We start from the raw sequence: 26,360 nt of genomic DNA, 5'->3' as shown, positions 1-26,360 counted from the left end.
GGGACATGAGCGAGGCAAGATTTCAGGCATGAAGACGGGCTTTTCCGGCACGTTTGTCGTTCCCTGGTCACAGACGGAACTGGACGGGCGCAGCTCTGCCCCGGTCAGCTATATTCGCACTGGTGCTGTCTGGTCCTGGACCGGAGAGTCGGTGCGCGTGGATGGGCCAAGCACCATCCTGCCGCTAGGACCGTCGGAGGGAGAGGCAGACCTGCGCAAGCGGGCCGCACTGACGGTGCGGCGGCTTCTGGCGTCGACACAGGTTCCCGCGCGGTCCGCACCCATGGTGTTGCAGGACCCGCTGTTCGACAAATCCTTCACCGTCACGGACGGGCAGGCGACATGGGACGTGACGCTGATCCCGCGCGGGGCCGGACGCAAACCCTTGTTGATGTTCCTTGATGACATTCCGCCGCGCGGGGCCGATTTGTGGATCGTGCGGCATGGAATCGACGCCGCAACCCGGTCAGAGGCGGACACGTCGCCGCAGGGCGTCATCTGCTTTACGCCCGGCACGATGATCCTGACGCCGGACGGGCCGCGCGACGTGGCGGACCTTGGCGAAGGCGACCGGGTCCAGACCCAGGACAACGGCCCGTCGGAAGTCCTCTGGATCGGCAAGCGGCGCGTGACCGGTGCGCGGATGCTGGCGATGCCAGAGCTTGCCCCGGTGCGCCTGCGCGCCGGCGCGCTCGACCGCGATGTACCGGATGCCGGTCTGCTGGTGTCGCCGGACCACCGGATCGTGCTGCGCGGTCCTCGCGCACGCGCACTGTTCAACGCGGACGAGGTGTTGGTCACCGCCCGCGACCTTGTCGACGATGCCACGATCCTGCGCGACCGCACCCCGCGCGAGGTCGTCTATATCCACATGATGCTGCCGCAGCACCAGATCGTCTTTGCCAACAACGTGCCGACCGAAAGCTTTCATCCCGCCAGCGCCGCCCTGGCCAGCATGGGGCAGGACGATCAGGACCGTCTGTTCGACCGGATGCCGGACCTGCGCGGCGACCCCCATGCCTATGGCGGCCATGCCCGCCGTGTGCTGTCGGTCAGCGAAGCGGCTGTGCTGCAATACGACATCGGGCGCATCAGGGGCTGACGTCAGGCCCCCTGCTCTCCGTGACTGTTGAGGAAGAACTGCGACAGGATTGGCGTCGCCGCCGCCCCAAGCGCCCGCGCGTTCGGTCCGATGCTGCCGGCCACCACCGCCGGAGCCTGCAATCCGCGCATGTCGAGCTTTTGCAGGTTTATGGCGATGCGGGCGACCAACCGGTCGCGCACGTCGTCGGGAAAGCCGCCGTCGATCACGATGGCCTCGAAGTCGATGACGGCACAGACCATCAGCGACGCGAGGGCGATCTGCTCTGCCGCGGCATCGATCCACGCGGCAACGATGTCATCGAAGGCCCGCCAGTCCTGCGGCTGGGTCCACATCACCTTGGGGTCGTGACCTGCGCGCACGAGCGCCGACTCCAACAGGTGGAGCGATGCGGTGTCGATCAACTGGATGTCCCGGCCATCGCTGGATCGCATCGGCAGCGACCCGAAGGCGCCGGCGTTTCCTGTCGGCCCCTCGAAGACCGAATGGTTCAGAATCACGCCGCCCCCGATGAAGGACCCCACGAAGAAATAGGCATAGTCGCGCCAGTTACGTCCCACGCCGTAGATCTGCTCGGCACGGCTGGCGGCGGTCGCATCGTTCTCGACAAAGACCGGCAGGGCCGAAAAATCTGCAATGGCCGCGACAAAATCGAAGGTCTTCCATGCGGCGAGTTCATCCGCCGGTGCGCCGATGGTGTCGTGCCAGTTCCAGATTTCATAGGGCTTCGCGATACCGATACCGGCGATCCGGCCCACGAAGGCTGCCCCCAACAGATCGCCGAAGGCCGCGAGACCGGTCTGAAAGAACATCAGGATGGGTTCCGGCATCGGATAGCGGTAGGTCAGGTTCCGTTCCGCCTTGATCCCGCCGATCATGTCGGTCAGCACTAGATCGGCGCTGCGGCGCCCGATCTTGAGCCCGACGGCGTAGGCTCCGTCCGGTGACAGGTCCATCGGGATCGACGGCTTTCCTACACGGCCGCGCTGCGGATCGCCACGCGACAGCAAACCGTCCTGCTCCAGCCCGCGCATGATGACGGAGACGGTTTGGGGCGAAAGCCCGGTGCGCCGCGCAACATCACTGCCCGCACAAGCCCCATTGCGCAACAATGTGGTGAGGATTAGTCTTTCGTTGTGGTCCCGCAGCGTCCGCTGGTTTCGCCCCACCCCCGGATCGCGCACATCGGTGTCAGACATCGTCGGTCCTCCTGCCCTGATCCTGTGCGGTCTTAATTAATAAATCAAGTTTATTTATTTATTGACGAATCACTTTGGTTCCTGTTCCCTTGCGTCAGTCCCCAGCCGGGAGGGCGCGGGGCACGGGCGGTCGACACCGCTTCAACTTTGGGAGGCTTCCATGAAAAAACTGCTTGCAGGCACTGCACTTGCGATGATCGCACTGTCCGGTGCCGCCTCGGCTGAGTCGCACACCGGCATGACCGCGTGTCTGATCACCAAGACCGATACCAACCCCTTCTTCGTCAAGATGAAGGAAGGCGCAGAGGCCGCGGCCGCCGAACTCGGCATGACACTGAACTCCTACGCCGGCAAGGTCGACGGCGACAACGAGACCCAGGTCGCCGCCATCGAGACCTGCATCGCTGACGGCGCGAAGGGTATCCTGATTGCGGCGTCCGATACGTCCGCCATCGTCGATTCGGTCCAGAAGGCGCGCGACGCCGGTCTGCTGGTCATCGCGCTGGACACCCCGCTGTCCCCCGCCGACGCCGCCGATGCAACCTTTGCCACCGACAACTTTGCAGCCGGTCTGCTGATCGGTGAATGGGCCAAGGGTGCGATGGGCGACGCTGCCGCCGACGCCAAGATCGCGATGCTGGACCTGTCCGTCAGCCAGCCCACCGTCGACGTTCTGCGCGATCAGGGCTTCCTGCAAGGCTTCGGCATCGAACTGGGTGACCCGAACGTCATCGGCGACGAAGACGACGCCCGCATCATCGGCAACGACGTGACCTCTGGCAACGAAGAAGGCGGTCGGACGGCGATGGAGAACCTGCTTGCCGTCGATCCGGAAATCAACGTGGTCTACACGATCAACGAACCCGCCGCCGCCGGTGCCTACGAGGCACTGAAGGCCGTAGGCCGTGAAAACGACGTGCTGATCGTGTCCGTCGACGGCGGTTGCCCCGGCGTGCAGAATGTGGCCGACGGCGTGATCGGTGCCACAAGCCAGCAGTATCCGCTGCAGATGGCCAAGCTTGGCGTCGAGGCGATTGCCCAGTTCGGGGCCGACGGCACCCTGCCGACGCCGACCGAAGGCAAGGACTTCGTCGATACCGGCGTGAAGCTGATCACCGACAAGCCTGTTGACGGTGTGGAATCGATCACGTCTGCTGAAGGCATGGACATCTGCTGGGGCTAGGCTGATCCGTTCGGTTCAGACCAGTTGACATCGATCGGGGCGGACCAAGGTCCGCCCCGATTGCAAAAGTCCGGGGAGGCCTGTGTCGCCACGACCGGCGACACATCACACGCAGCTAGAGGAGGAGGTACGCAATGGCATCGCAGTCCGACGATTATGAATCCGTGGTCAAGGCCAGGCGCGAGGAATCGGTTGCCGAGTTCCGCGACGACCACAAGAGTTTCGTGAAGCAGTTGCAGCATGCGCTGCATGTCACGCCGTCGCTGGTGCCGCTGATCGTGCTGCTCATCTCCATCGCGGTCTTTGGAGCACTGCTGGGCAGCAAGTTCTTTTCCGCGTCTTCCCTGACGCTGGTGCTGCAACAGGTGCAATTGGTCGGCATCGTCGCCGCCGCGCAGTCGCTTGTCATCATGACCGCCGGCATCGATCTCTCGGTCGGCGCCATCATGGTCATGTCGTCGGTGATCATGGGGCAGTTCACCTTTCGCTACGGTATACCGGCCGAAATCTCGATCCTCTGCGGACTTGTGATCGGGACCGCGCTGGGGGCCTGCAACGGCTGGCTTGTCGCAAAAATGAAGCTGCCGCCCTTCATCGTGACGCTGGGCACCTGGCAGATCATCCTGGCCGCCAACTTCCTTTATTCCGCGAACGAGACCATTCGCAGTCAGGAAATCCGCACCGAGGCACCGATCCTTCAGTTCTTTGGCACGACCTTCAAGATCGGCGCGGACGAGGCCGGTCAGGGCGGTGCCACCTTCACCGTCGGCGTCATCTTCATGCTGCTTCTTGTCGCCATCCTGGCCTACGTTTTGCGACAGACGCTGATCGCGGTCTATGCACTGGCCGGTCTGATCTGCGCCTTTGCGGGATGGGCCCTGATCGGGCGCATCGGCTCGGTCTCGCCCACGTCGGGGCAAGAGGCGAACATCCAGTCCATCACAGCCGTGGTGATCGGCGGCATCTCCCTCTTCGGGGGGCGCGGGTCGATCATGGGGGCCTTGTTCGGCGCGCTGATCGTCGGTGTCTTCACGCTGGGCCTGCGCCTGGCCGGGGCTGATGCGCAGTGGACCTATCTCTTCATCGGCGCGCTTATCATCGTCGCCGTCGCCGTGGACCAATGGATCAGAAAGGTGTCTGCATAATGGAACCCATTCTCAAGGGCCGCAATCTGGTCAAGCGCTATGGCAAGGTAACTGCCCTCGACCACTGCGATTTCGACCTTTATCCGGGAGAGATCCTTGCCGTGATCGGTGACAACGGTGCCGGCAAGTCATCCCTGATCAAGGCCGTGTCCGGGGCCATCATCCCGGACGACGGCGAAGTCTTTCTTGAAGGCAAGAAGATCCGCTTCACCTCGCCCATCGAGGCGCGCGAGGCGGGGATCGAGACGGTCTACCAGACGCTTGCCATGTCGCCCGCCCTGTCGATCACCGACAACATGTTCATGGGCCGCGAGCTGCGCAAACCGGGGTTCCGGGGCAAGTGGCTGCGCCAGCTCGACCGGCCCGCGATGGAGAAGTTCGCCCGCCAGAAGCTGAGCGACCTTGGCCTGATGACGATTCAGAACATCAATCAGGCGGTCGAGACGCTGTCGGGTGGCCAGCGGCAAGGCGTTGCCGTGGCGCGGGCGGCAGCCTTCGGGTCGAAGGTCATCATCCTCGATGAACCGACGGCGGCGCTGGGGGTGAAGGAAAGCCGCAAGGTGCTAGAGCTGATTCAGGACGTGCGGTCGCGCGGCGTGCCGATCATCCTGATCAGCCACAACATGCCGCACGTCTTCGAAGTTGCAGACCGTATTCACGTCCACCGTCTGGGCAAGCGGCTGTGCGTCATCGACCCCAAGAACCACTCCATGTCCGATGCCGTCGCCTACATGACCGGGGCGAAAGAGCCGGATCAGGAGATGGAAATGGCGTAATCGGCCACGGCGGTCGCCCGCGTGGTGACCGCCACTTCAATCGAACCGCTTGCGGTAGGCCCGCGGCGATACGCCCAGACCCTTGCGAAACACGCGCGCAAAATAGGCCGGGTCGGAAAAACCCAGATCGTAGGCAATCGTGGTGACGGGCTGGCGGGTATAGGCCAGTCGTCTGGCCGCCTCACCCAGCTGAAACGCTTGCACGGCACTCTGTACGGATTGATCCGAATGGGCCCGCACCGCCCTGTTCAACTGTGTCGGCGATGTGCCCAGATGACCTGCATAGTCGGCGACCCGCCAGTTTTCATGGGCATGATCGCGGATGGCGGCTTCGAACCTTGCGAACAGGGTCGCGGTCGGATTGCGGGCCGTCGCCGGCTTGTCGCCACCGACCAGATCGCAGGCCAGTGCGACGCTCAGCGCCCGCAGTGCCGTGTCGCGTTGACCGCCAGCTGCCCCATGACGGCTGGCGATCGCCTGAAACAGCAACAGCACCCGCGTCTGCACGGCACCGACATGAAGCCGGTCCAGATCCAGGACGGCTTGGTTCAGAAGTGTCGCTGTCGGCACGGTGACCACCAACCCTTCCGTCCCGGCCGCGAAGGCAAAGCCGTGGTCGCACTGACTTGGCATCGAGATGACCACCGGCGGCGTCAGCACCCGGTCGCCCCCACGCAACCGCAACGTCACCGCACCGGCTTCGAACAGAAAGAACTGGTGCAGGTCCGGATGCCTGTGGCGCGCGATCTTCCAGTCGTGACGCGATGCGCGGGCTGTGATCGTCTCGCAATGCAGGACGTCGGGAAAGATGCGGCCTTCGCCGTAAAGCGCGAACGCCGGGCTGGGTCTGGTTGCATCGTCCAAGTATAAGCTCCGATCCTGCCTGTATTCGGGGCCGGTCCGGTCCAGATTTGCATGGTTGCACCACAAAGGGAAACGCTCATGCGCACGCAGGTCTGCATCATCGGCGGTGGGCCATCGGGGTTGCTGCTGTCGCAATTGCTGGACCGCGCAGGCATCGCGTCCGTCGTTCTGGAACGACAGACCCACGACCATGTCCTGTCGCGCATCCGCGCGGGCGTGCTGGAATACGGCAGCGTCGCCATGCTGGAACAGGCCGGGGTCGCCGACCGCGTCCATGTCGAAGGGTTGCCTCATTCGGGCACCTTCCTTGCCCTGCAGAACACCGGGTTTCGCATCGACTTCGATGCGCTGATCGGAAAGGGGGTCATGGTCTATGGTCAGACCGAGGTGACGCACGACCTTTACGACGCGCGCGACGCGGCAGGCGGCACCGTCATTCACCGGGTCGAAGGCACGCGGCCTCACGACCTCGACACCGCTTCCCCCTATGTGACTTATGCGCTGGACGGTGCAGAGCATCGGATCGACTGCGATTTCGTGGCGGGCTGCGACGGGTTCCACGGCCCGTCCCGGCAGGCGATCCCCAAGGACGTGCTGACGGAATACGAACGGGTCTATCCCTTCGGCTGGCTCGGCGTACTGTCGGAAACCCCGCCGGTCAGCCACGAGTTGATCTACGCCAACCACCCACGCGGCTTTGCCCTCGCGTCCATGCGCAACCCGCAGCTTAGCCGGTATTACATTCAGGCCCCGGTCGATGACCCGCTGGACAGATGGACCGATGACGCGTTCTGGGACGAGTTGCGCCGCCGCCTGCCACATGACGCCGCCGAGGCCCTGGTGACCGGTCCCAGCATCGAAAAATCCATCGCGCCGCTGCGTTCCTACGTCGCCGATCCGATGCGCTGGGGCAGGCTGTTCCTTGTGGGGGACGCCGCGCATATCGTGCCGCCGACCGGGGCCAAGGGCCTGAACCTGGCCATATCCGACGTCCATTACCTGTTCGAAGCGCTGAAGCTGCATTACGCGCAGGGCGACGACAGCGGCATCGACGGCTATTCGCGGACCGCCTTGGCAAGGGTCTGGAACGCGATCCGGTTCAGCTGGTGGTTCACCACCACGATGCACCGTTTTCCCGAACAGACGCCTTTCGATCAGGCCATTCAGGACGCAGAACTGCGACATCTTCAGACCTCGGTGTCGGCACAGCGCAATCTGGCCGAGAATTACGTCGGCCTGCCGTTCTAGCGCCACATCGCCGTCGCGGATCACCGTCGGCCCCAGCCCCGTGCTGAACGACATGAACACCGCAAGACGCACGGCGAACAGCATGAAGATCGCACCGTGCTCAAGGACCGGCGATCGCGATGCGGAGAGCCCGTTGCCCAAGTCCGCCCACGGACTACGTTCGGTTCTCTGACCTGAACGGCGCGCCTGAACGATGAAACGATTTACCTGTCCCACCTGTGCGAAAGAGGTCCACTTTCGCAACCAGTCCTGCGTGAACTGCGGCACGCGGCTTGGCTTCGACGCCAACGCCATGACGATGCAGGCTGTCGGCCCCGATGTCGTGCTGTGCGCCAATGCGCCCGATGCGGGCTGCAACTGGCTGGCCGTCGTGGCGACGCCGGGCAGCTTTTGCTTGGCCTGCCAGCACAACCACATCGTCCCCGATGCCAGCATGGCCGGCAATACCCTGCGCTGGCGCGAGGTCGAACTGGCCAAACGCAAGCTGATCTACGGCCTGATCCGCTGGAATTTGCCGCGTCCGACGCGCCTGCAGGACCCGAACCTGGGCCTCGCGTTCGATTTCCTTGCCGACCGGCAGGGGCCGAACGGCGTGACCCCCGTGATGACCGGCCATCAAAGCGGGTTGATCACCATCAACATCGCCGAAAGTGACGATGACGTGCGGGTCGCGCGGCGGACCGCGATGGACGAACCCTACCGCACGCTGATCGGTCACATGCGGCACGAGGTCGGCCATTTCTACTGGGCGATGCTCGTCGAAGGCAGCCCGCAGATCGACCGCTATCGCGAGCTTTTCGGCGATGAACGGGCGGACTACGCCACGGCACTGCAAAGACACTACGACAACGGCGCCCCGGTCGGCTGGCAGCAAAGCCACATCAGCGCCTACGCGACATCCCACCCCTGGGAGGATTTTGCCGAGACCTGGGCGCACTGGATGCATATCGCCGACGGGATTGAAACGGCCGCCGCCTATGAAATGGCGCTGGACGGGCGGCAGGTGACCGAGGACGCCTATACCGCGACCGAGGTGCAGCCGGTGATCGAGGCCTGGGTGCCGGTCACTGTCGCGCTGAATAACATGAACCGGGCGATGGGGCAGCCGGACCTTTATCCTTTCGTCCTGAACAAGCCTGTCATGGCCAAGCTGCAATTCATCAACGATCTGATCCATGCCGCGAAAGTCGCCTGAGATTTGAGCAGTCTCGGCGATCTGCCCGCCATGCGCGCGAATGCGGGTGGAGGTGTGGCGCGCATCGTGGAAAGATCGGTGTCAACATCTTCGAAAGGTAGCCCATGTCGATCCTTGCCGCGATCCGCCACCTGACCCATTACAAATACGATCGCCCCGTCACGCTCGGCCCCCAGATCATCCGCCTGCGCCCCGCGCCTCACAGCCGCACGCCGGTCCTGAGCCACAGCCTGAAGGTCACGCCGGCGAACCACTTCGTGAACTACCAGCAGGACGCCTACGGCAACTGGCAGGCCCGCTATGTCTTTCCCGACCCGGTGGACGAGCTGAAGATCGAGGTCGATCTGGTCGCGGACATGAGCGTCTACAATCCTTTCGACTTCTTCGTGGAGGACACGGCGCAGGAGTTTCCCTTTGCCTATCCCGAGGCGATCCGCGACGACCTGTCGATCTACCTGCGCACGACGGACGAAGGACCGCTGTTCCGCGACTACCTCGCCGCCATCAGCCGCGACCCGCAGCGCACCATCGACTTCGTCGTCGGCCTGAACGCCCGTCTGGCCCGCGACATCGGCTACATCGTCCGCATGGAACCCGGCGTGCAGACGCCGGAGGAGACGCTGCAACTGGCCAAGGGGTCGTGCCGCGACACCGGCTGGCTGCTGGTCAACCTTCTGCGGCATCTGGGACTGGCCGCGCGGTTCGTCTCCGGCTACCTGATTCAGCTGAAGCCCGATCTGAAGGCCGTCAGCGGTCCGCAAGGTACCGAGGTGGATTTCACCGACCTGCACGCCTGGTGCGAGGTCTACCTGCCCGGTGCGGGCTGGGTCGGCCTCGATCCGACGTCCGGCCTTCTGACCGGCGAAAGCCACATTCCGCTGGCCGCGACGCCGCATTACAGCAATGCCGCACCGATTTCGGGCATGGCGAGCTATGCCGAAGTCACGTTCGATTTCGACATGACCGTCACCCGCGTGGCCGAACACCCGCGCATCACAAAACCGTTTTCCGACGCCGCCTGGGACAAGCTGAACGCGCTTGGCCACACGGTCGACAAGGCGCTGGCCGACGGCGACGTGCGCCTGACCATGGGCGGAGAGCCGACCTTCGTGTCCATCGACGACTTCGAGGCGGAGGAGTGGAACACCGGTGCCGTCGGTCCGACCAAACGCGTCTTTGCCGACAAACTGATCCGCCGTTTGCAGGCGCGCTTTGCCCCCGGCGGTTTCCTGCACTACGGGCAAGGCAAGTGGTATCCGGGCGAGACACTGCCGCGCTGGACGTTTTCGCTCTATTGGCGGCGCGACGGCGCGCCGATCTGGGTCGATCCCGACCTGATTGCGGCAGAGGATGCCACGGGTGCCACGAAGGAACAGGCCAAGGCCGTGCTGCAAAGCATGGCCGAAACGCTGGGCGTGCCGCCCGCCAACGTCCTGCCCGCCTATGAGGACCCGGCCGATTGGGTGCTGAAGGAAGGCAACCTGCCGATCAACGTCACACCCGAAAACAACGCGCTGAAGGACGCCGAGGCGCGTCATCGCATGGCCCGCGTCTTTGCCCGCGGCCTGACGGAACCTTCGGGCTACGTCCTCCCGGTCCAGAAGTGGCAGGTGCAGGCCAAGTCGCAATGGCTGTCCGAGGTCTGGGAGATGCGGCGCGGCCACCTGTTCCTTGTCCCCGGCGACAGCCCCGTCGGATATCGCCTGCCGCTGGGGTCGCTGGAACATATTCCAGAGGCCGCCTATCCGCATGTCATCGTCGGCGACCCGATGCAGGACCGCGGCCCCCTGCCGTCGCGCGACGTGCAGGCCGGGCAGACCCCCGCCCCCGACCCGCGATCAGAGGAAATTCCAGAGCAACTCCGCGCCAGCTTTACTGCAAGCGAGCCGGTGCAGGATCGCACCGAGCAGGTCATCAGCGACCTGAAGGGCCGTGTGCGGACCGCCGTGTCGGTCGAACCGCGCGACGGGCGGCTGTGCATCTTCATGCCGCCGGTGGAAGAGGTGGAGGATTACCTCGAACTCGTCGGTGCTGCCGAGGCTGCGGCGAAAAAGCTGGGCGTGCCGGTGCATATCGAAGGCTACGGCCCACCGTCCGACCCGCGCCTGAACGTGATCCGCGTCGCCCCCGACCCCGGCGTGATCGAGGTCAACATCCACCCGGCCCACACTTGGGATGACGTCGTGAACACCACCGAAGTGGTCTATGAAGAGGCGCGGCAACTGCGCCTTGGTGCCGACAAGTTCATGATCGACGGCCGCCACACCGGCACCGGCGGCGGCAACCACGTCGTCGTGGGCGGCGTCACCCCCGCCGACAGCCCGTTCCTGCGCCGGCCGGACCTGATGCGGTCGATCATCCTGCACTGGCAGCGGCACCCTTCGCTGTCCTACCTCTTTTCTGGCATTTTCATTGGTCCGACCTCTCAGGCCCCGCGTATCGACGAGGCCCGGATGGACAGCCTCTATGAGCTGGAAATCGCCCTCGACCAGATCCGTACGCCGGAGGAAGGCGACGTGCCCGCCCCCTGGCTGACCGACCGTCTGCTCCGCAACCTGCTGGTGGACGTCACCGGCAACACACACCGGGCGGAAATCTGCATCGACAAGCTTTATTCCCCGGACGGCCCCACCGGGCGGCTGGGTCTGGTAGAGTTTCGCGGGTTCGAGATGCCGCCCAATCCGCGCATGTCCCTTGCACAGCAACTGCTGATCCGCGCCCTGATCGCGCGCATGTGGAAGGCCCCGATCAAGGGCAGGCTGACCCGCTGGGGCACGACCCTGCTGGACCGTTTCATGCTGCCCGAAATGGTCTGGCAGGACTTTCTTGAAGTGCTGGCCGACCTCAAGCAGCATGGCTTCGACCTCGACCCCGACTGGTTCAAGGCGCAGGCAGAATTCCGTTTCCCGTTCTGCGGCGAGATCACCGTGGAGGGCGTGCATCTGGAAATCCGGCAAGCGCTGGAACCCTGGCACGTCATGGGCGAGACCGGGGCCATCGGCGGCACCGTGCGTTATACCGACAGTTCCGTCGAACGTCTGCAGGCCAAGCTGACCGCGACCGATCCCGGCCGCTATACCGTCACCTGCAACAGGCGGGCGATGCCGATGCAGCCGACGGGGCGAAACGGCGAAAGCGTCGCCGCCGTGCGGTTCAAGGCGTGGCAGCCGCCGCTTGCCCTGCATCCGAAGTTGCCTGTAAACGCGCCCTTGACGTTTGACATCTATGACACGTGGACGGGTCGCGCGATCGGCGGCTGCACCTACCACGTCGCACATCCGGGGGGACGCAATTATGATACATTCCCCGTCAACGGGAACGAGGCGGAGGCGCGCCGCCTTGCCCGGTTCGAACCGCATGGCCATAGTGCCGGGGACTATGAACCCCTCCCGGAAACGCCGCATCCCTCATGTCCGATGACGCTCGATCTGCGCCGCAAGCCCGGACTGTGACGCCCGACCCTTCGGTGCAGCGTTCGCTTTTCGACGCCTATCGACCACTACCCGGAGTCCCGGACGAGTTGTGCGACACGCAGGGGCGGATGCGGTCCGGCTGGGCACCGCTGATCGACCATCTGTCGGGGCTGACGCGCAACGACGCGGCCACCGCCTTTGCACGGGGCGAACAGCACCTTGCGAATGCAGGCGTGTTCTTTCGCAAGTATGGCGACCAGACGGCGGCCAGCCGGAACTGGCCGTACAGCCCGATCCCCGTGGTGCTGTCCCAGACCGACTGGGACACCATCGGCGATGGCCTGATCCAGCGCGCCGACCTGCTGGAACAGGTGGCCGCTGACCTCTATGGCCCCAACCGGCTTGTCGCCGACGGTCACTTGCCTGCGCAACTGATCGCGTCCAACCCGGAATGGCTGCGTCCGTTGGTCGGCACACGCCCGCGCGGCGGACACTTCCTGCACTTCTGCGCCTTCGAACTGGGGCGCGGCCCCGACGGCCGCTGGTGGGTTCTGCAAGACCTGACCGATGCCCCCTCGGGTGCCGGTTTCGCACTGGAAAACCGGATCGCCGCGACCCATGTCTTTCCCGACCTGTTCGAACGGGCGAACGTGCACCGCCTTGCCGGGTTCTTTCAGGATTTCCGGCAGGCGCTGACCGGGTTGAAGGATAGCCCGGACAGCCGTGTCGGCATCCTGACGCCGGGACCGCTGACGGATACCTATTACGAACAAGCCTATATCGCGCGCTACCTTGGCCTGTCGCTGCTGGAAGGCGGCGATCTGACCGCCAGCGACGGGCGACTTTTCGTGCGTACGGTCAAGGGCCTGATCCCTGTCGAAGTCCTTTGGCGCCGGATGGACGGCATCTGGTCCGACCCGCTGGAACTGCGCAGCGACAGCCGCCTCGGCACGCCGGGCCTGATCTCGGCGATCCGCGAAGGGCATGTGACGATGGTCAATGCGCTGGGCGTCGGCGTGCTGGAGACTCAGGCGCTGATGGCCTTCCTGCCGTCCATCGCGCAGGTCCTGACCGGCGCGGACCTGAAGTTGCCCAACGTCGCGACCTGGTGGTGCGGCCAACCGCGAGAGCTGGAGCATGTGCAGCGCCACGCCTCGCGCATGATGATCGGCCCGGCCCTGGCCACCCGGATGCCCTATGACACGCAGGCCGCCCATGCGATCGGCGGGTCGATGTTCGGGGCCCAAGGCGAAAAGGTCGCCCCCTGGCTGTCCGCAAACGCACAGAACCTGATGGCCAAGGAACTCGTGACGTTGTCCACGACGCCCGTTTACGAAAAGGGCGCGCTGGTGCCACGCCCCATGACCCTGCGGGTCTTTCTGGCACGGGGGGCGGACGGTTGGCAGGTCATGCCCGGCGGCTTTGCGCGGATCGGGACGGGGCGCGACACATCCGCCGTGTCGATGCGCCGCGGCGGCGCTGTGGCGGACGTCTGGGTCGTCGCGGACCGTCCCGTTGCCACGCCGACGCTGCTGGTCTCTGACCCCGCAACGCCATTCACCCGCGCCACGCCGGAGGCGCTGCCCAGCCGGGCGGCCGACAACCTGTTCTGGCTTGGCCGCTATATCGAGCGGACGGAGGGCCTGCTGCGCCTGCTGAGGGCCTATCACGGGCGTCGGTCCGAAGGCGTGCGTGGTGCCCTGCCCGACCTGATTGTCGAGATGCTGGACCGTTACGGGGTAGAGGCCGCAGCGCCGATCCCCGACGGGCTGCGCCAGACCCTGTGGTCCGCCGTGCGGTCCGCCAGCCAGATCCGCGACCGGTTCAGCGTCGACGGTTGGGCGGCCCTGACCGACATGGACAAGACCCTGTCCCGGATGCAGGTCACCGCGCGGCCCGGCGACGATGCGGCCCTGGCCACCGGGGTCCTGCTGCGCAAGGCAGCCGGCTTTGCCGGTCTGACGCATGAGAACATGTATCGCAGCGCCGGCTGGCAGTTCCTGTCCGTCGGGCGCGCCTTGGAACGTGCCGCGATGACCGCGGGGCTACTGGCGGATCTGGCCGATCCCGCTGCACCCGGCGGCGCGCTCGACCTCGCGGTCGAGATCGGCGACAGCATCATCGTCCACCGCCAGCGCTATGCGATGGGCATCAGCCGCGACACCGTCATCGACCTGCTGGCACTTGATCCCTGCAATCCGCGCGCGATCCGCTTCCAGCTTGACGCGCTGCTGGTGCGCGTCGCCGACATGACCCACGATGCGCCGCAGGGACACATCACGGATTTCGAACGTGGGGTGCGCATCTTGCAGACAGCGTTCGCCGTCCACACCGTCGACACGCTGGACACCGCCGCGCTGCGCAAGGCGCTGTCGGATATCTGGGCGCTGTCGGTCACGCTGAACGCCGCATTCCTGCACTGATGCCATGATCTACGACATACGCCTGACCATCGCCTACGACTACGCAGGGGCCGCGTCGTCGGGTCGGCACTTGGTCTGCGTCATGCCGCGCGATCTCGGGCCGGAACAGCGTCTGGTCGCGGGTCTGCTGCGTTTGCACCCCCTGCCCGGTCAGCGCCACGACCGGACCGACTTCTTCGGCAACGCGACGGTCGATTTCGCGATCGACGGATCGCACAACGCGGTCGAGGTCGCGGTCACGGCGCGGGTCGAACGACACGCTGCGGGCGACATGTCCGCCGGGGCGCTGTCTCTGGACCGTCTGGCAGCGGCCCTGTCCGATTGCCGCGACATGGGGCCGGACAGCCCAGTCCACTACATCGCGACCTCGTCCCGCGTGCCGCATGACCCGGCGATGATCCGCTTTGCCCGCAGCCAGATCTCGCCGGGCATGGATGCCGCACAGGCTGTCGTGGCCGTCGGTCGCGCACTGTGCGCCGCCATGACCTTTGACGCCAAGGCCACCACCGTCGACACCCCGGCGTCAGAGGCGTTTGCCAAGCGGCACGGCGTTTGTCAGGACTATTCCCACATCCTGATCGCGTGCCTGCGCGGGATCGGGATACCGGCGGGCTATGTCAGCGGCTATCTGCGCACGCGCCCGCCCAAGGGCAAGCCGCGACTGGAAGGGGCCGATGCCATGCACGCCTGGGTACGGGCCTGGTGCGGGCCGCAGGCGGGCTGGCTGGCGTTCGACCCCACCAACGACCGGATCGCGGACGCGTCGCATATCGTCGTGGCCTATGGGCGCGACTACGACGACGTGCCGCCGATCCGGGGCATCCTGCGCGTCACCGGCGGCCAGCGCAGCCGCCAGTCGGTTGACGTGATCCCCTTGGACGAAGGGGCATAGGCCCTCGAGGTGTCAGGCCCCTGTGACGCGCCAGATGACATCGCCCACGTCGTCCGCCATCAGCAGCGACTTGCCGTCAGCGCCCACCGTCACCCCGACGGGCCGCCCGTAGGACACCTTTTCATCCGCGGACAGAAAGCCCGACAGGATGTCCCGCGACGGACCAGAGGGTTTACCGTCCTTGAACGGCACATGGATCAGCCGGTAGCCGGACAGGGTCGACCGGTTCCACGACCCATGCTGGCCGATCGCCATGCCTGCGCCGAAGCCGGGCAGCGTGCCGTCCGGCACCCAGCAGACCCAGCGAGGCCGTATGTCCGCCCAAGGCGTAGTCGGGCGTGATCGCCCGCGCCACGAGGTCACGGTTCTGCGGCACACGGTCGTCCACGATCTGACCCCAGTAGCAGAACGGCCAGCCGTAGAATCCACCGTCCTGCACGCGCGTCAGGTAGTCGGGCGGCGTTTCATCCCCCAATCCGTCGCGTTCGTTCACCACGGTCCATAGCGCCTGAGTCGCAGGCTCCCACGCCATGCCGACCGCGTTGCGCAGGCCGGTGGCAAAGACGCGCGCCTTTTCGGTCGCAAGGTCCAGTTCCCAGATGCAGGCGCGGCCATCCTCGGCCGCGAGCCCTTCGTCCGCGATGTTGGTCAGCGATCCGACGCCGGCGTAGATCTTTGTGCGGTCGGGCGAGACGATCAGGCTGCGCGTCCAGTGGCCGCCGGGCTTGAAATCCACCAGCTTGCGCCCCGGACCGGTCAGGCTTGTCGCGCCATCCGTATAGTCGAAGGCCACGATGCCGTCCGTGTTGCCGACGTAGAAGGTGCCGTCCACCAGCGCCATGCCGAAGGGCTGCCTCTGGTTCTCAAGGAAGACGTGCCGCTCCTCGGCTACGCCGTCGCCATCCGCATCGCGCCACAGGGTGATCCGGTTCGCGCTGATGCCCAGTGCACGGGCGCGACGCATGGTCGCCTGTATCGCCCGGTCCATCAGACTGGTGGGCTTGCCCGCCTCCTGCAGTGCCTCGGCGACGAGGACGTCGCCATTCGGCAGAACCTCGATCCAGCGCGGGTGCAGCAGGTCACTGGCAAAGGCATTGACCGCCAAACCCGGCGCTGGGGTCGGCGTCTGTCCCTGCCCCCAGCCCTGTGCCGTCGGCATCTTCAGCGTCATCAGGCCCTGCTTCTTCGCCTCGGGGATCGTGGGGCTGTTGCCGAAGGCCTGTTCGCGCGGGGCGGACATGCGACGCATCATCACCATCGTGCCGCCCACCAGTGCCGTTGCGCGTGCCATGAAGTCCATGCGTGTCGTTCCCTGTCATCTGCGTGCCCATCGCGGCACCGCGCGATACAATCGTCAATCTTGCGAAACCGCAAGGGTTGGCGCGTTCTTTCGACAATGCGCGGCGCAGGGGTTGTGCGGCAGGACGTGACATCCATATACCATCCATACAGATGGAGAATTGGACCATGAGCAACATCAGACAGCTGCGCGAAAAGACACCCGACAGCGAGAAGATCACGATCAACCTCGGTTACGTCGATCTGGGGCGCGTCGATCTTCTGGTGCAGGAAGGGTTCTATTCCAACCGGACGGACTTCATCCGCACGGCGATCCGCAACCAGCTTGGCACTCACACCGAGGCGGTCGCAAAATCCATCGAGCGGCACACGATGGAATTGGGGCTGCGCGACTACACCCGCGCGGACCTTGAAAGCCTGCAACGCGCCGGCGAGGTGCTGCATGTGAAGGTGGTGGGGCTTGCCCGCATCGCCGGTGACGTCACGCCAGAGCTGGCGCTGGCCACGATCGGTTCGATCACCGTGCTGGGCGCGCTTCAGGCCAGCGCAGAAGTGAAGGCGGCCCTCGCCGACCGGATCCAGTAATTTTTCGGCCCCGACGCGGGCCATCACAAGGAAGAAAAAATGTTCAAGTTCAACGCAAGCGCTATGCGCCCGGCGACCGGTGATGCACGCCTTGCCGCTGCCAACGACCTTGTCAGCAGAACGCTGGCGCAGAACGGGATCACGACGGGCAGCATGCCCTCCGGGCTGCCCCGTATGGCGATGCCCGACCTGTCCCAATGGACCGGCATGACCGACCGCTCGGGCGCGATGCCCCACGGCATGACAGCTGGCACCTTTACCTGTGCGTCCGGTCACCGGGATTACCTGGTGCACGTGCCGTCCTCTGCAAAGGACGGGGCAAAGGGGTTGGTCGTCATGCTGCACGGCTGCACGCAGAACCCGGCGGATTTCGCCACCGGGACGGGCATGAACGCATTGGCGGACCGGGACGGCTTCATCGTGCTTTACCCGCAGCAATCGCGCGGCGACAACGCGCAGTCCTGCTGGAACTGGTTCAGCCGGGGCGACCAATTGCGCGACAAGGGCGAACCCGCGATCTTGGCCGGCATGACGCAAGAGATCGCGGCGCAGCACGGCATCGGCGCGGACCTGACCTTTGTCGCCGGGCTGTCCGCCGGGGCCGCGATGGCCGTGATCCTGGGTCAGACCTACCCCGACGTCTTCGCCGCTGTCGGTGCACACTCCGGGTTGCCCTATTCCGCCGCGCGGGACGTGCCGTCAGCCTTTGCCGCGATGGGCGGTCAAGGGGCGGACGTTGCGGCACCCGACGGACCGGCGATCCCGACCATCGTGTTCCACGGCACGGGGGACAGCACCGTCAATCCGGTGAACGGTCAGCGCATCGCCGCCCACGCCGTCAGCCGGACCGGCCAGACCATCGAGACAGAGGCAACGGGCACCACAAATGGGCGCGGCTGGCACCTGCGCACCTCTGCCGACATGAAAAGTCGTGCGGTGCTGGAACATTGGGTCGTCGACGGGCTGGGCCACGCCTGGTCCGGCGGACAACCCGGCGGCAGCTATACCGACGCCAAGGGCCCCGATGCGAGCGCCGAGATGCTGCGCTTCTTCTTCGAGACGACCGGAAAGGCGCTGACATGACCGCAATGACCCTGACCTTCGACGCCGTGTCCGAGGCGACCCCCGGCCCGAAATGGGCGGCCCGCTGGGCGCGATCCTGGCCCGCCTACGAGCCGTGGTTCGTTGCCCGCGGCGGCGACGCCGGACCCAGCCGTGCGGAATGCCGATCGGCCATCGCCGATCACATGCCAGAGCTGCTGGCGACCTACGACCGCCTGTGCGCCCTTGCCGGCGGCGGCGATCGCGCCGCGCGGTTCCTGTCGACCTGGTGCCCGCCGCAATACCTTGGCGGCTGTTCGCTGGCGGCCCTGTCGGACGGGACCGACGTGCGGCTGGTGCGCAACTACGACCTGTCGCCCGATCTGAACGAGGGCCTGATGCTGCACACCGCCTGGACCGGACGGCGGGTCATGGGGATGGTCGAATTCCTGTGGGGCCTGTCAGACGGGATCAACGACGCGGGCCTGTCCATCGCGTTGGCCTACGGCGGGCGCACGCAGACCGGGCGTGGCTTCGGCATCACGACGATCCTGCGCTACGTCCTGGAAACCTGCGACACGGTGGAACAGGCGCTTGCCGTGCTGGACCGTGTGCCGTCGCACATGGCCTACAACGTCGTGATCGCGGATGCGGGTGGCGACACCGCCAGCGTCGAACTCTCGCCGGGGGGCGGCGCACGGCGGATGCCGCAGGCCATCGCAACCAATCATCAAAGCGATGGATCGCAACCGGATCGCCCCGCGTTCACCCGCACTCACGAACGCCACGGCCACCTGCGCGGGCTGCGCGCGGCCCCCCGGACCCTGTCGCATCATTTCCGCCGCGCGCCGTTGCTGCAGGACCGCTACACAGCGGGCTTTGGCACGCTGTTCACCGCCGCCTATGACCCCAGGGCGCTGACGCTGGAGCTGACTTTGCCCGAAGGCACCTGGTCGCAAAGCCTTGACGATTTTCGCGACGGCCAGCGCGTCGTGACCTATCTCAGCGGCACGGCGGATGATGTCGGAAAGGGTCAACCGGATTGGACTGCGGCAGCGCGGATCGACTGGACGCAGGTCGCCAACGACTATGCCGCGGGTCAAGGCCGCGCGATCGAGACCTACTTACCGGCCTGAAACGAAAAGGGCCGCCGGGGTCATCCCCGGCGGCCCTTTGCCCGGCATGGGGCCGAAGTCAGATGACGCGGACCTTGGACCCGATCGGGCACAACTCGAACAGTTCAGCGATCTTCTCGTTATACAGGCCGATGCAGCCGTCCGACGACGGGCGGCCGATCTTGCGCGTGTCATGGGTGCCGTGGATCGCATAGGCGGGCCAGCCCAGATACATCGCATGCGTGCCCATCGGGCTGTCCGGCCCCGGCGGAATGTATTCCCAGCCGAAACGCTCGCGTTGCGACTGCGTCGGGGTCCAGTCCGGTCCGACCTTCTTGCGCACGATCTCGGTATAGCCACGCTTCGTCAGCTCATCGGTCTTGGGAACGGAGGTAGGATAGACGCGGTAGTCGATGCCATCTGCATCCCAGTAGTGCAATGCGCGGGCCTGCGTGTCCGCGACAAGCATCGGCATTCCCGAAAGCGCGTCGAAATGGTCCTGCCACCCGTAGGTGCGAAAGGCCGCCACGTTGCGGGTCACGCCGCCGGGCAGTTCCTGTGCGCGCAACAATGTCGGGGCTGCCAGACCGCCAAGGGCGATGCCCAGCGCCGTGCGTCGTGTGAATGTCTGTGTCATGAGGAAATTCCTGTCTTCTGCCCAAGCCCGGCTTCGCGGTGCCCGTTGGCGCAGCCCATACCATGAAACGGCAAGCCACGGCAGAGAAAATCGGTCACGTTCCTGCGATTTGCGGGGCTTTGAACGCCGCCAGTGCTGCAGCAAGTTCCGGGTGATCGCGCGCATGATCGCGGATGTCGCGACCGGACCCATGCGCCTCTGCGGCCTGCCGCAGCGCCACGATCCCCGCCGCCGGACCGGCCGGGTGGCTCATGATGCCGCCACCGGCGCAGAACAGGAAATCGTCATTGCCCAGCGCCTGTGCCGCCGGGCCGATCTGCCAGATCGTCTGACCCGAAGAGAAGACCGGCACGGCCCCCGGACCAGCGGCACCGACAGGCGACTGCACCGCACGGGCCGAGGCGATCACGGTCGCATCGTCTTCGGTGAACTTGTTATTCAGACCGTTCACATGCAGATGGTCCGCGCCCGCCATGCGCCACAGCTTTTGCATCGCGGGAAAGGCGATCCCGATGTCGGGGGACCGCGACAGCAGGCCCCAGCCGTTGCGGTGCGCGTGAATCGGCAGCGCCGCGTGGTCGCGCACCGCCCGCAGCCCCGCCAGACCGACGGACTGCAAGGACACCATCGCACAGGTCGCACCCAGTCGCGCCAGCAGGTCGAGGTGACGCTTCATCGCGTCGATCTCGTCCGTGATGTTGAAGGCATACATCACCTTGCGCCCTGTCCCTTCGGCATGATCGTTCAGCACCCGCATCACGGCACGTGCGCGGTCGGGCAGCGGGTTGAAGGGGCCGTTGCCCTGCAACTCGTCGTCCTTGATGAAATCGATGCCCGCAGGGGCCAGCGTCGCCGCCAGCGCCGCCGTCTCGTCTACGCTCAGCCCGACGCTCGGTTTCACGATGGTCCCGATCATCGGCCCGGTCACGACGCCCATCAGCGCGCGGGTGCCCGCGATGCCGAATTGTGGCCCCGGATTACCCGCAGTGACGCTGTCGGGAATGTGCAGGTCCAGCAGGCGGCATGCGCTCAGCTCTGCAAGCTCGAAGAGGTTGCCCGCCACGGTGGCCATGATGTTCGGCAGGGACGTGCCGAACGTCCCGGTGGGCCAGCTGACCGTGACGCGCCCCCGCGTGAAGGTCGTGCCGGACAGGCGGCAGGGCAGCGACGGGCGATCGCGCTCATCGGTCTGGACGATGCCTTCGATCCGCGCGGCCGACCGGTCTCGCAGGGCGTCGGTCTCGGCTGCAAGGCGCACGAAGGTGCCGGTCGACTGCTCGCCCGCCAGCACGGCGGCGGCGCGGTCCAGCCCCACCGGGGTTTCGATGTCATAGGTTGCCGTCAACCTGTCGGTCATCGCGCGCCGCCCCCATCCCTGATCCAGCCGAAATAGTCGGCGCTGCCCATCTGGCCGCCTTTCAGGGCAACCTCCAGCCCGTGTGTCGCCCCCATCGCGTGGGCCTTGCACAACGCGGCACCCGGAATGGTCGGAGCCAGCGCCGTCAGCGCGAAGACATCCAACGCCCGCGTCACATGGCCCGAAGTGTCGCCGCCAGAGGCCACGACACGCGTCAGTCGCGCCCGGTCCACCAGCGCCCGCAGCATCCGCCCGAGGCTTTTGCCGATCGCATCGTTCACCTGCGTCATGTCGCGGCCCGCCGCCGCCTGCGTCAGCCGTGCAATGCCGGCGTCCTGCGGTCCGGCGGCCGATTGGATCAGCGGAACCTGACCCCGGTCCAGCGCGGCCAATGCCACCGCAAGGCACCGGGCCTCGGTGTCGGCTAGCGTGGCCGGATCGCTGCAGACCGCCTCGGCGGCGAAGGGGATCGTGGCAAAACCGTGCTGCGCCGCCCAGCCGATCTGGTCCGCCGTGATGCCCGAGACCGAGCCGGACACCACCGCCATCCGGTTCACCCGTCCGGCACTGGCGACGCGGGGTGCGGGGTCCAATGCGCCGGTGGCTTGCAGATGCGCGATGAGGGCATATTCGACCCCCTGTGAACCGACGACAAAGGGGTTCTCGCCCCGGTGCGTCCAGATCAGAGTGCCGACTGCCGCCTCGTCGGACGGTCCCATCATGTCGCAGGTCAGGCCGCGCGCTGTCGGCCCATCGGTGAAGGCACGCGCGGCAGCAACCGGATCATGCAGCATTTCCAGATCAAGGCATCCAACAGGCATGTCCGTCTGCCGCGCGAGATGCGCGGCGACATCGGATTCGGCCATCGGCGTCACCGGATGATTCGCCATGACAGGGTGCCGGTCGAGCCGGAACACCCCCTGCGGCGCACCTGCGAACAGATGCCCGAAAGCCTGATACCGCCGCATCTGCGGGGCCGCCACGACGATCGGCACGACCTGCGCGCCCGTCATCTGCGCCCCGATCTCCATCGCGCGCCCGATGGACCCGATGTGCGGCGCGGAATCGAGGGTGGAACAGACCTTGTAGTGCAGCAATGCCGCACCGGTGCCGCGCAGGACCGAAAAAAGGTCCGGCAGATTCGCCTCCATCCAGTCGGGCGATTGCGTGCGCGCCATGCTGGCAATGCCGATGCTGGCGTCCGCCGGAAATGTCGCAATCTGGTCAGGCGTGGGCGGGTCAAGGAACAGGACGGCGGGCAGACCGGCGAAGGCCAACGCCTCCATCACGGCGGCGGCACCGGTGAAATCGTCGCCCAGCCATGCAATCAGACGCGTCACGGGGCCTCCTTCATCCGTTGCAGCGGACTTATCGACTCATCATACCAGTGGTCAACCTGATATCGCATTGCCTGCCCCGAGCCCATGTCCGATAGTGCGGTGCAAAGGACGCTGGAACCCATGCCCAACGAGACCTCACAGGACAGGATCGTGCGCCGCAAGCTGTCGGACGAAGTCTTCGACCGTCTGCGCCAGATGATCCTGAGCGGTGAAATCAGGCCAGACGACCCGATGCCCTCGGAACGCGCCCTGATGGACCGGTTCGGCGTCGGGCGACCGGCCGTCCGCGAGGCGTTGCAGACCATGCACACGATGGGCCTGATCACCGTATCACATGGCCAAAGCAGCCGCGTGAACCCGCTGGACGCCAGCCTTGCGATGCAGCAAGCCGACGCCATCGCGCAACTTCTGCTGTCGGCGGTGCCCGAAAATCTGGACCATCTGAAGTCCGCGCGCCTGTTGTTCGAGGTCGGGATGGTCCGTCAGGCCGCCGAGCGGCGGACGGACCCCGACATCGCCCGGCTGCGCGATCTTCATGCGGCGCAAGTGGCGCAACTTGGCGACCCCGGTGCCTTTGTCGCGGCCGATATCGCGCTGCACCGGGCGATTGCGGGCATTGCCGGCAATCCGATCATCAGCGCCGTATCCGACGCGATGCTGCACTGGCTGTTCCGCTATCACACGGCGCAATTGATCCGGTCAGGGCAAGAGGATGTCACCCTGACCGAACATGCGCAGATCATCGGCGCCATTGCACAAGGCAATGGGGATGAAGCAGCACGCCTGATGCGGGTGCATCTCGAACGCTCTGCCGATCAGATCAGGCACGCCCCTAGGTGATCCGCTGGATGCTGGCGGCAATTTCCTCCGGCTCGAACACCCGTTTCCAGTCGTCGCGCATCAGCGCGGGCTTGCCGAACTGGATGGCCTTGTTGCAGGCGTCCGAAAACACGCCCTCTACCTGACCGAAGATCACGGCACCCAGGATGTTCATGTGACCCAGCAGGAAATCGCGGGCGGCTTCCTTCGGCACACCCCGCGCGACGACCTCGTCCATCGCCTCTCTCATCACGTCGAGAAGTGAGGCACAGACGGTTTCCGACAGGCCCGGCTCCAGTAGGGCCATCTGCTCGACCGTGACACGGTGACTGCGGGCGACGGGCGCATAGAGCGCGCGCCCGACCTTTTCGCCGATGGCGTAGTGTTCCTCTGGCCCCTGCATCAGCGCGTTCACGATTCCCTGCTGCGCCGCGACCCCGCCAAAGTAGTCGCGCCGCCCTTCCGGCGTCGACTCGTCGTTGTAGATCGGCGGATGGCAAGGGTGCGTCACGAAATAGGTCACATCGTCCCGCGCCGGCAGATGCCCTGCAAAGGGACCTGCCGCGTCCAGGCAGACGATCATCGCCCCCGGTTCCACCCGGTCGATGATCTGCGCCGCGACCTGCCTGATGAAGGTATCCGGCACGGCCAGCACGACGACCTTGGTGCCCTTCAGCGCAACGTCGGCGGACACGCAGTCGACACCGATGGCGTCTTTCAGCCGGGTCCGCCCGGCCTCCGACACCTCGACGTGGGCGACGTCGAAATCCGTCTTCGTCAGATTGCGAGCCGACCGCACGCCCATCTTTCCGCCTGCCCCGAACAATGCCAGCTTCATGCCCGCCCCTCCCTTATGTGATCTTGTCAACTGGTATGATAAGTTGTCGTGCCGACGTCAATCGGGATCAACCTGCACCAATCGCAGGGACCGATGGAACATCCGGGCGGTCCAGTGCATTTCAGACCGTCACGACACAAAGGGACCTGCGATGGCGAAGCCAAAGACCTGCGTCATCCTGAACCCCTCCTCAGGCAAGAAAAAAGACGATGCACACACCGCGGCCCTGATCGACCGCATCCGCAACGATCCTCGCGCGGACCTCAAGGTTCTCGACAAGGCGGACGATCTTGATCGTATCGTGCGGGACACGGTGGCCGATGGCTACGAGACGATCGTCGCCGCCGGTGGCGACGGCACGATCGGCGGCGTGACCGCCTGTCTCGTCGATACCGGCGTCACACTGGGCGTGCTGCCGATGGGGACATTCAACTTCGTGGCACGCGGTCTGGGCATTCCCGAAGACCCTGAAGAAGCGTTTGAAATCGCGCTGGACGGCGAAGCCCGCCCGATGACCCTTGGCGATGTCAATGGCCGCATCTTTCTGAATAACGCCAGTCTTGGGGCCTATGCCACGGTGCTGGACGTGCGCGAAGGCGTCTACAAGCGGTGGGGCCGCAGCCGGATCGCGGCCTACTGGTCGGTGATCAAGGCGATGCTGACCCTGTATCGACCCCTGCACATGACCGTCACGGTCGATGGAAAGTCCATGCGTTTGCGGTCCCCGATGGCCTTCGTGGCCAGCAGCGCCTACCAGCTTGAACAGTATCAGTTCGACGGGGCCGATGCCGTGCGACAGGGCAAGCTGGCGCTGATCCTCGCGCCGGATTCCAACCGCCTCCGCCTGCTCTGGCGGTCGGCCAAGATCCTGGTCGGCGCGATCCATCGCGATGAAGATTACATCATGCACATCGGCAACGAGATCACGATCGAAACGCGGCACAAACGTCGCCTCGTGGCGCGCGACGGAGAGAACGCCCGCATGGAGGGCCCCTACAGGTTCACCACGCGCCGCAATGCCATCATGGTGCGCGGACCACGGGATGACGGGACACCGGCCTGATGCGGCTGGCGCTTTTGACCGACCTGCATTTCGGACGCGCCCTGCCCGACCTTGTGCCGCCCCTGCTTGACAGCATATCGGCGGCCGATCCGGACCTTGTGGTGATTGCGGGCGATTTCGTGCAGCGCGCCCGCGCCAGCCAGTACCGCGACGCCCGCGATTTCGTCGCACGACTGCGGCATCCGTGGATCGCGGTGCCGGGCAATCATGACATCCCACTGTTCAATCCGATTGCCCGCGCCCTGTGGCCCCGTGCCGCCTATCGCCGCTGGATTGCGCCAGAGACGGAACCGATGGTGGAAACAGAGACTGCGATCATCGTCGGCGTCGATACGACCCATCGATGGAGCCATCAGCGCGGCCTGATCACCAATCGGCAGATCGACCGGGTCTGCCGGATCATCGCCGATGCCGGCGACCGCACGGTGATCGTCATGGCGCATCACCCGTTCCACCAGCGCCCCGAGGTCGAGAAGAAGGTGATGAAGGGCGGTGCCCGCGCCTTGAAACACTGGACCAACTGCGGCCCGCACGTAATACTGTCCGGCCACCTGCATACCTGGACGGTCGAGCCTTTCGTCGCGCAGAAAAGCCGGTCGATGACGTTGCAGGTCCATTGCGGCACCGGCCTGTCGACGCGGCTGCGGGGCGATCCGAACGAATACGCGGTCATCGACATCGCGGGCCATCAGGTCACGGCGACGCGGATGACCGCCACCGCCGAAACGCTGACCTTTGCGCAGGAAAGCCGGCACGTCTATCGCGAGATGGAGCAGGGGTGGCAGGAGCAGGTCTGACGCCGCGATTGCGCAGACCCGCCAAATGC

General features: G+C 65.6%; 21 protein-coding genes and 1 pseudogene. 15 read left to right on the top strand and 7 right to left on the bottom strand.

Going from position 1 to position 26,360, the window contains the following annotated elements; all coding sequences use genetic code 11:
- The first annotated feature begins 28 nt into the window (after window positions 1–28).
- A complete protein-coding gene (locus ACOI1H_RS07640; RefSeq protein WP_422436369.1) occupies window positions 29–1,102 on the top strand; it encodes a Hint domain-containing protein in 1,074 nt (357 codons plus the stop codon).
- 2 nt (window positions 1,103–1,104) lie between these two features.
- Here ACOI1H_RS07640 and ACOI1H_RS07635 read toward each other — a convergent pair whose 3' ends face one another.
- Entirely contained in the window at window positions 1,105–2,301 is a 1,197-nt protein-coding gene (locus ACOI1H_RS07635) for an ROK family transcriptional regulator (RefSeq protein WP_422436367.1), read from the bottom strand.
- Between the two features lie 160 nt (window positions 2,302–2,461).
- Here ACOI1H_RS07635 and ACOI1H_RS07630 point away from each other — a divergent pair, with 160 nt between their 5' ends.
- From ACOI1H_RS07630 to ACOI1H_RS07620, 3 genes are all read left to right on the top strand, one after another.
- On the top strand, window positions 2,462–3,484 hold the full coding sequence (locus ACOI1H_RS07630; protein WP_422436365.1) for a substrate-binding domain-containing protein: 1,023 nt from the start codon (window positions 2,462–2,464) through the stop codon (window positions 3,482–3,484).
- A gap of 134 nt (window positions 3,485–3,618) precedes the next feature.
- A complete protein-coding gene (locus ACOI1H_RS07625) occupies window positions 3,619–4,629 on the top strand; it encodes an ABC transporter permease (protein WP_422436363.1) in 1,011 nt (336 codons plus the stop codon).
- Window positions 4,629–5,405: an ATP-binding cassette domain-containing protein gene (locus ACOI1H_RS07620; protein ID WP_422436361.1), complete on the top strand. Its 777-nt coding sequence runs from the start codon at window positions 4,629–4,631 to the stop codon at window positions 5,403–5,405. Before ACOI1H_RS07625 ends, ACOI1H_RS07620 begins: the two co-directional genes overlap by 1 nt.
- 36 nt (window positions 5,406–5,441) lie before the next feature.
- On the opposite strand, the gene ACOI1H_RS07615 is transcribed toward ACOI1H_RS07620, so the two are convergent.
- A complete protein-coding gene (locus ACOI1H_RS07615) occupies window positions 5,442–6,269 on the bottom strand; it encodes a helix-turn-helix domain-containing protein (protein ID WP_422436359.1) in 828 nt (275 codons plus the stop codon).
- Window positions 6,270–6,347: 78 nt separating this feature from the next.
- Between ACOI1H_RS07615 and pobA the strand changes: the two genes are divergently transcribed.
- The 5 genes from pobA to ACOI1H_RS07590 all read left to right on the top strand — a co-directional run bounded on the left by pobA (window position 6,348) and on the right by ACOI1H_RS07590 (window position 15,440).
- Window positions 6,348–7,517: a 4-hydroxybenzoate 3-monooxygenase gene (pobA, locus tag ACOI1H_RS07610; protein ID WP_422436357.1), complete on the top strand. Its 1,170-nt coding sequence runs from the start codon at window positions 6,348–6,350 to the stop codon at window positions 7,515–7,517.
- A gap of 193 nt (window positions 7,518–7,710) precedes the next feature.
- Window positions 7,711–8,712: a zinc-binding metallopeptidase family protein gene (locus ACOI1H_RS07605; RefSeq protein WP_422436356.1), complete on the top strand. Its 1,002-nt coding sequence runs from the start codon at window positions 7,711–7,713 to the stop codon at window positions 8,710–8,712.
- Between the two features lie 104 nt (window positions 8,713–8,816).
- A complete protein-coding gene (locus ACOI1H_RS07600; RefSeq protein ID WP_422436354.1) occupies window positions 8,817–12,164 on the top strand; it encodes a DUF2126 domain-containing protein in 3,348 nt (1,115 codons plus the stop codon).
- Entirely contained in the window at window positions 12,122–14,548 is a 2,427-nt protein-coding gene (locus ACOI1H_RS07595; RefSeq protein WP_422436352.1) for a circularly permuted type 2 ATP-grasp protein, read from the top strand. The genes ACOI1H_RS07600 and ACOI1H_RS07595 overlap by 43 nt, the downstream gene beginning before the upstream one ends.
- Window positions 14,549–14,552: 4 nt before the next feature.
- Window positions 14,553–15,440 (top strand): transglutaminase family protein, encoded by an 888-nt coding sequence (locus tag ACOI1H_RS07590; RefSeq protein ID WP_422436350.1) that lies wholly within the window; start codon window positions 14,553–14,555, stop codon window positions 15,438–15,440.
- Window positions 15,441–15,452: 12 nt separating this feature from the next.
- Here the strand turns inward: ACOI1H_RS07590 and ACOI1H_RS07585 are convergent.
- Window positions 15,453–16,740, bottom strand: a pseudogene (locus ACOI1H_RS07585) (PQQ-dependent sugar dehydrogenase).
- Window positions 16,741–16,907: 167 nt separating this feature from the next.
- On the opposite strand from ACOI1H_RS07585, the gene ACOI1H_RS07580 reads away from it, so the two are divergent.
- Genes ACOI1H_RS07580 through ACOI1H_RS07570 form a run of 3 tightly spaced genes read left to right on the top strand, consistent with a single transcriptional unit; the run spans window position 16,908 to window position 19,501 of the window.
- Window positions 16,908–17,324: a CopG family transcriptional regulator gene (locus ACOI1H_RS07580; RefSeq protein ID WP_422436348.1), complete on the top strand. Its 417-nt coding sequence runs from the start codon at window positions 16,908–16,910 to the stop codon at window positions 17,322–17,324.
- A gap of 39 nt (window positions 17,325–17,363) precedes the next feature.
- Window positions 17,364–18,407, top strand: coding sequence for an alpha/beta hydrolase family esterase (locus ACOI1H_RS07575; protein WP_422436347.1), 1,044 nt, complete (start codon window positions 17,364–17,366; stop codon window positions 18,405–18,407).
- Entirely contained in the window at window positions 18,404–19,501 is a 1,098-nt protein-coding gene (locus ACOI1H_RS07570) for a C45 family autoproteolytic acyltransferase/hydolase (protein ID WP_422436346.1), read from the top strand. The genes ACOI1H_RS07575 and ACOI1H_RS07570 overlap by 4 nt, the downstream gene beginning before the upstream one ends.
- 58 nt (window positions 19,502–19,559) lie before the next feature.
- Here the strand turns inward: ACOI1H_RS07570 and ACOI1H_RS07565 are convergent, their stop codons facing one another.
- The 3 genes from ACOI1H_RS07565 to ACOI1H_RS07555 form a co-directional block, all read right to left on the bottom strand.
- Window positions 19,560–20,117 carry a L,D-transpeptidase gene (locus ACOI1H_RS07565; protein ID WP_422436344.1) on the bottom strand — a complete coding sequence of 186 codons (558 nt, stop codon included), beginning with the start codon at window positions 20,115–20,117 and terminating at the stop codon, window positions 19,560–19,562.
- 94 nt (window positions 20,118–20,211) lie between these two features.
- Window positions 20,212–21,474, bottom strand: coding sequence for a ribulose-bisphosphate carboxylase large subunit family protein (locus tag ACOI1H_RS07560; RefSeq protein WP_422436343.1), 1,263 nt, complete (start codon window positions 21,472–21,474; stop codon window positions 20,212–20,214).
- Window positions 21,471–22,814: a four-carbon acid sugar kinase family protein gene (locus ACOI1H_RS07555; protein ID WP_422436342.1), complete on the bottom strand. Its 1,344-nt coding sequence runs from the start codon at window positions 22,812–22,814 to the stop codon at window positions 21,471–21,473. Before ACOI1H_RS07555 ends, ACOI1H_RS07560 begins: the two co-directional genes overlap by 4 nt.
- A gap of 120 nt (window positions 22,815–22,934) precedes the next feature.
- Here ACOI1H_RS07555 and nanR point away from each other — a divergent pair, with 120 nt between their 5' ends.
- Window positions 22,935–23,654 (top strand): transcriptional regulator NanR, encoded by a 720-nt coding sequence (gene nanR / locus ACOI1H_RS07550; protein WP_422436341.1) that lies wholly within the window; start codon window positions 22,935–22,937, stop codon window positions 23,652–23,654.
- On the opposite strand, the gene ACOI1H_RS07545 is transcribed toward nanR, so the two are convergent.
- Entirely contained in the window at window positions 23,647–24,471 is an 825-nt protein-coding gene (locus tag ACOI1H_RS07545) for a phosphogluconate dehydrogenase C-terminal domain-containing protein (RefSeq protein WP_422436339.1), read from the bottom strand. The two genes, nanR and ACOI1H_RS07545, sit on opposite strands and share 8 nt — an antisense overlap.
- A gap of 151 nt (window positions 24,472–24,622) precedes the next feature.
- Between ACOI1H_RS07545 and ACOI1H_RS07540 the strand changes: the two genes are divergently transcribed.
- Entirely contained in the window at window positions 24,623–25,534 is a 912-nt protein-coding gene (locus tag ACOI1H_RS07540) for a diacylglycerol/lipid kinase family protein (RefSeq protein WP_422436337.1), read from the top strand.
- Entirely contained in the window at window positions 25,534–26,331 is a 798-nt protein-coding gene (locus ACOI1H_RS07535) for a metallophosphoesterase family protein (protein WP_422436335.1), read from the top strand. The genes ACOI1H_RS07540 and ACOI1H_RS07535 overlap by 1 nt, the downstream gene beginning before the upstream one ends.
- The last annotated feature ends 29 nt before the right edge of the window (window positions 26,332–26,360 follow it).

This window comes from Loktanella sp. DJP18 (assembly GCF_049310965.1).
Lineage (GTDB): Bacteria > Pseudomonadota > Alphaproteobacteria > Rhodobacterales > Rhodobacteraceae > Loktanella.
The sequence above is the reverse complement of the archived record's forward strand: the minus strand, read 5'-3'. Positions and strand labels throughout refer to the sequence as shown.

Coding starts and splice junctions, on each gene's coding strand:
- ACOI1H_RS07630 (WP_422436365.1), top strand. CDS start 2,462: ATGAAAAAACTGCTTGCAGGCACTGCACTTGCGATGATCGCACTGTCC.
- ACOI1H_RS07580 (WP_422436348.1), top strand. CDS start 16,908: ATGAGCAACATCAGACAGCTGCGCGAAAAGACACCCGACAGCGAGAAG.
- ACOI1H_RS07570 (WP_422436346.1), top strand. CDS start 18,404: ATGACCGCAATGACCCTGACCTTCGACGCCGTGTCCGAGGCGACCCCC.
- ACOI1H_RS07625 (WP_422436363.1), top strand. CDS start 3,619: ATGGCATCGCAGTCCGACGATTATGAATCCGTGGTCAAGGCCAGGCGC.
- pobA (WP_422436357.1), top strand. CDS start 6,348: ATGCGCACGCAGGTCTGCATCATCGGCGGTGGGCCATCGGGGTTGCTG.
- ACOI1H_RS07545 (WP_422436339.1), bottom strand. CDS start 24,471: ATGAAGCTGGCATTGTTCGGGGCAGGCGGAAAGATGGGCGTGCGGTCG.
- ACOI1H_RS07600 (WP_422436354.1), top strand. CDS start 8,817: ATGTCGATCCTTGCCGCGATCCGCCACCTGACCCATTACAAATACGAT.
- ACOI1H_RS07590 (WP_422436350.1), top strand. CDS start 14,553: ATGATCTACGACATACGCCTGACCATCGCCTACGACTACGCAGGGGCC.
- nanR (WP_422436341.1), top strand. CDS start 22,935: ATGCCCAACGAGACCTCACAGGACAGGATCGTGCGCCGCAAGCTGTCG.
- ACOI1H_RS07605 (WP_422436356.1), top strand. CDS start 7,711: ATGAAACGATTTACCTGTCCCACCTGTGCGAAAGAGGTCCACTTTCGC.
- ACOI1H_RS07560 (WP_422436343.1), bottom strand. CDS start 21,474: ATGACCGACAGGTTGACGGCAACCTATGACATCGAAACCCCGGTGGGG.
- ACOI1H_RS07535 (WP_422436335.1), top strand. CDS start 25,534: ATGCGGCTGGCGCTTTTGACCGACCTGCATTTCGGACGCGCCCTGCCC.
- ACOI1H_RS07595 (WP_422436352.1), top strand. CDS start 12,122: ATGTCCGATGACGCTCGATCTGCGCCGCAAGCCCGGACTGTGACGCCC.
- ACOI1H_RS07640 (WP_422436369.1), top strand. CDS start 29: ATGAAGACGGGCTTTTCCGGCACGTTTGTCGTTCCCTGGTCACAGACG.
- ACOI1H_RS07620 (WP_422436361.1), top strand. CDS start 4,629: ATGGAACCCATTCTCAAGGGCCGCAATCTGGTCAAGCGCTATGGCAAG.
- ACOI1H_RS07540 (WP_422436337.1), top strand. CDS start 24,623: ATGGCGAAGCCAAAGACCTGCGTCATCCTGAACCCCTCCTCAGGCAAG.
- ACOI1H_RS07635 (WP_422436367.1), bottom strand. CDS start 2,301: ATGTCTGACACCGATGTGCGCGATCCGGGGGTGGGGCGAAACCAGCGG.
- ACOI1H_RS07565 (WP_422436344.1), bottom strand. CDS start 20,117: ATGACACAGACATTCACACGACGCACGGCGCTGGGCATCGCCCTTGGC.
- ACOI1H_RS07575 (WP_422436347.1), top strand. CDS start 17,364: ATGTTCAAGTTCAACGCAAGCGCTATGCGCCCGGCGACCGGTGATGCA.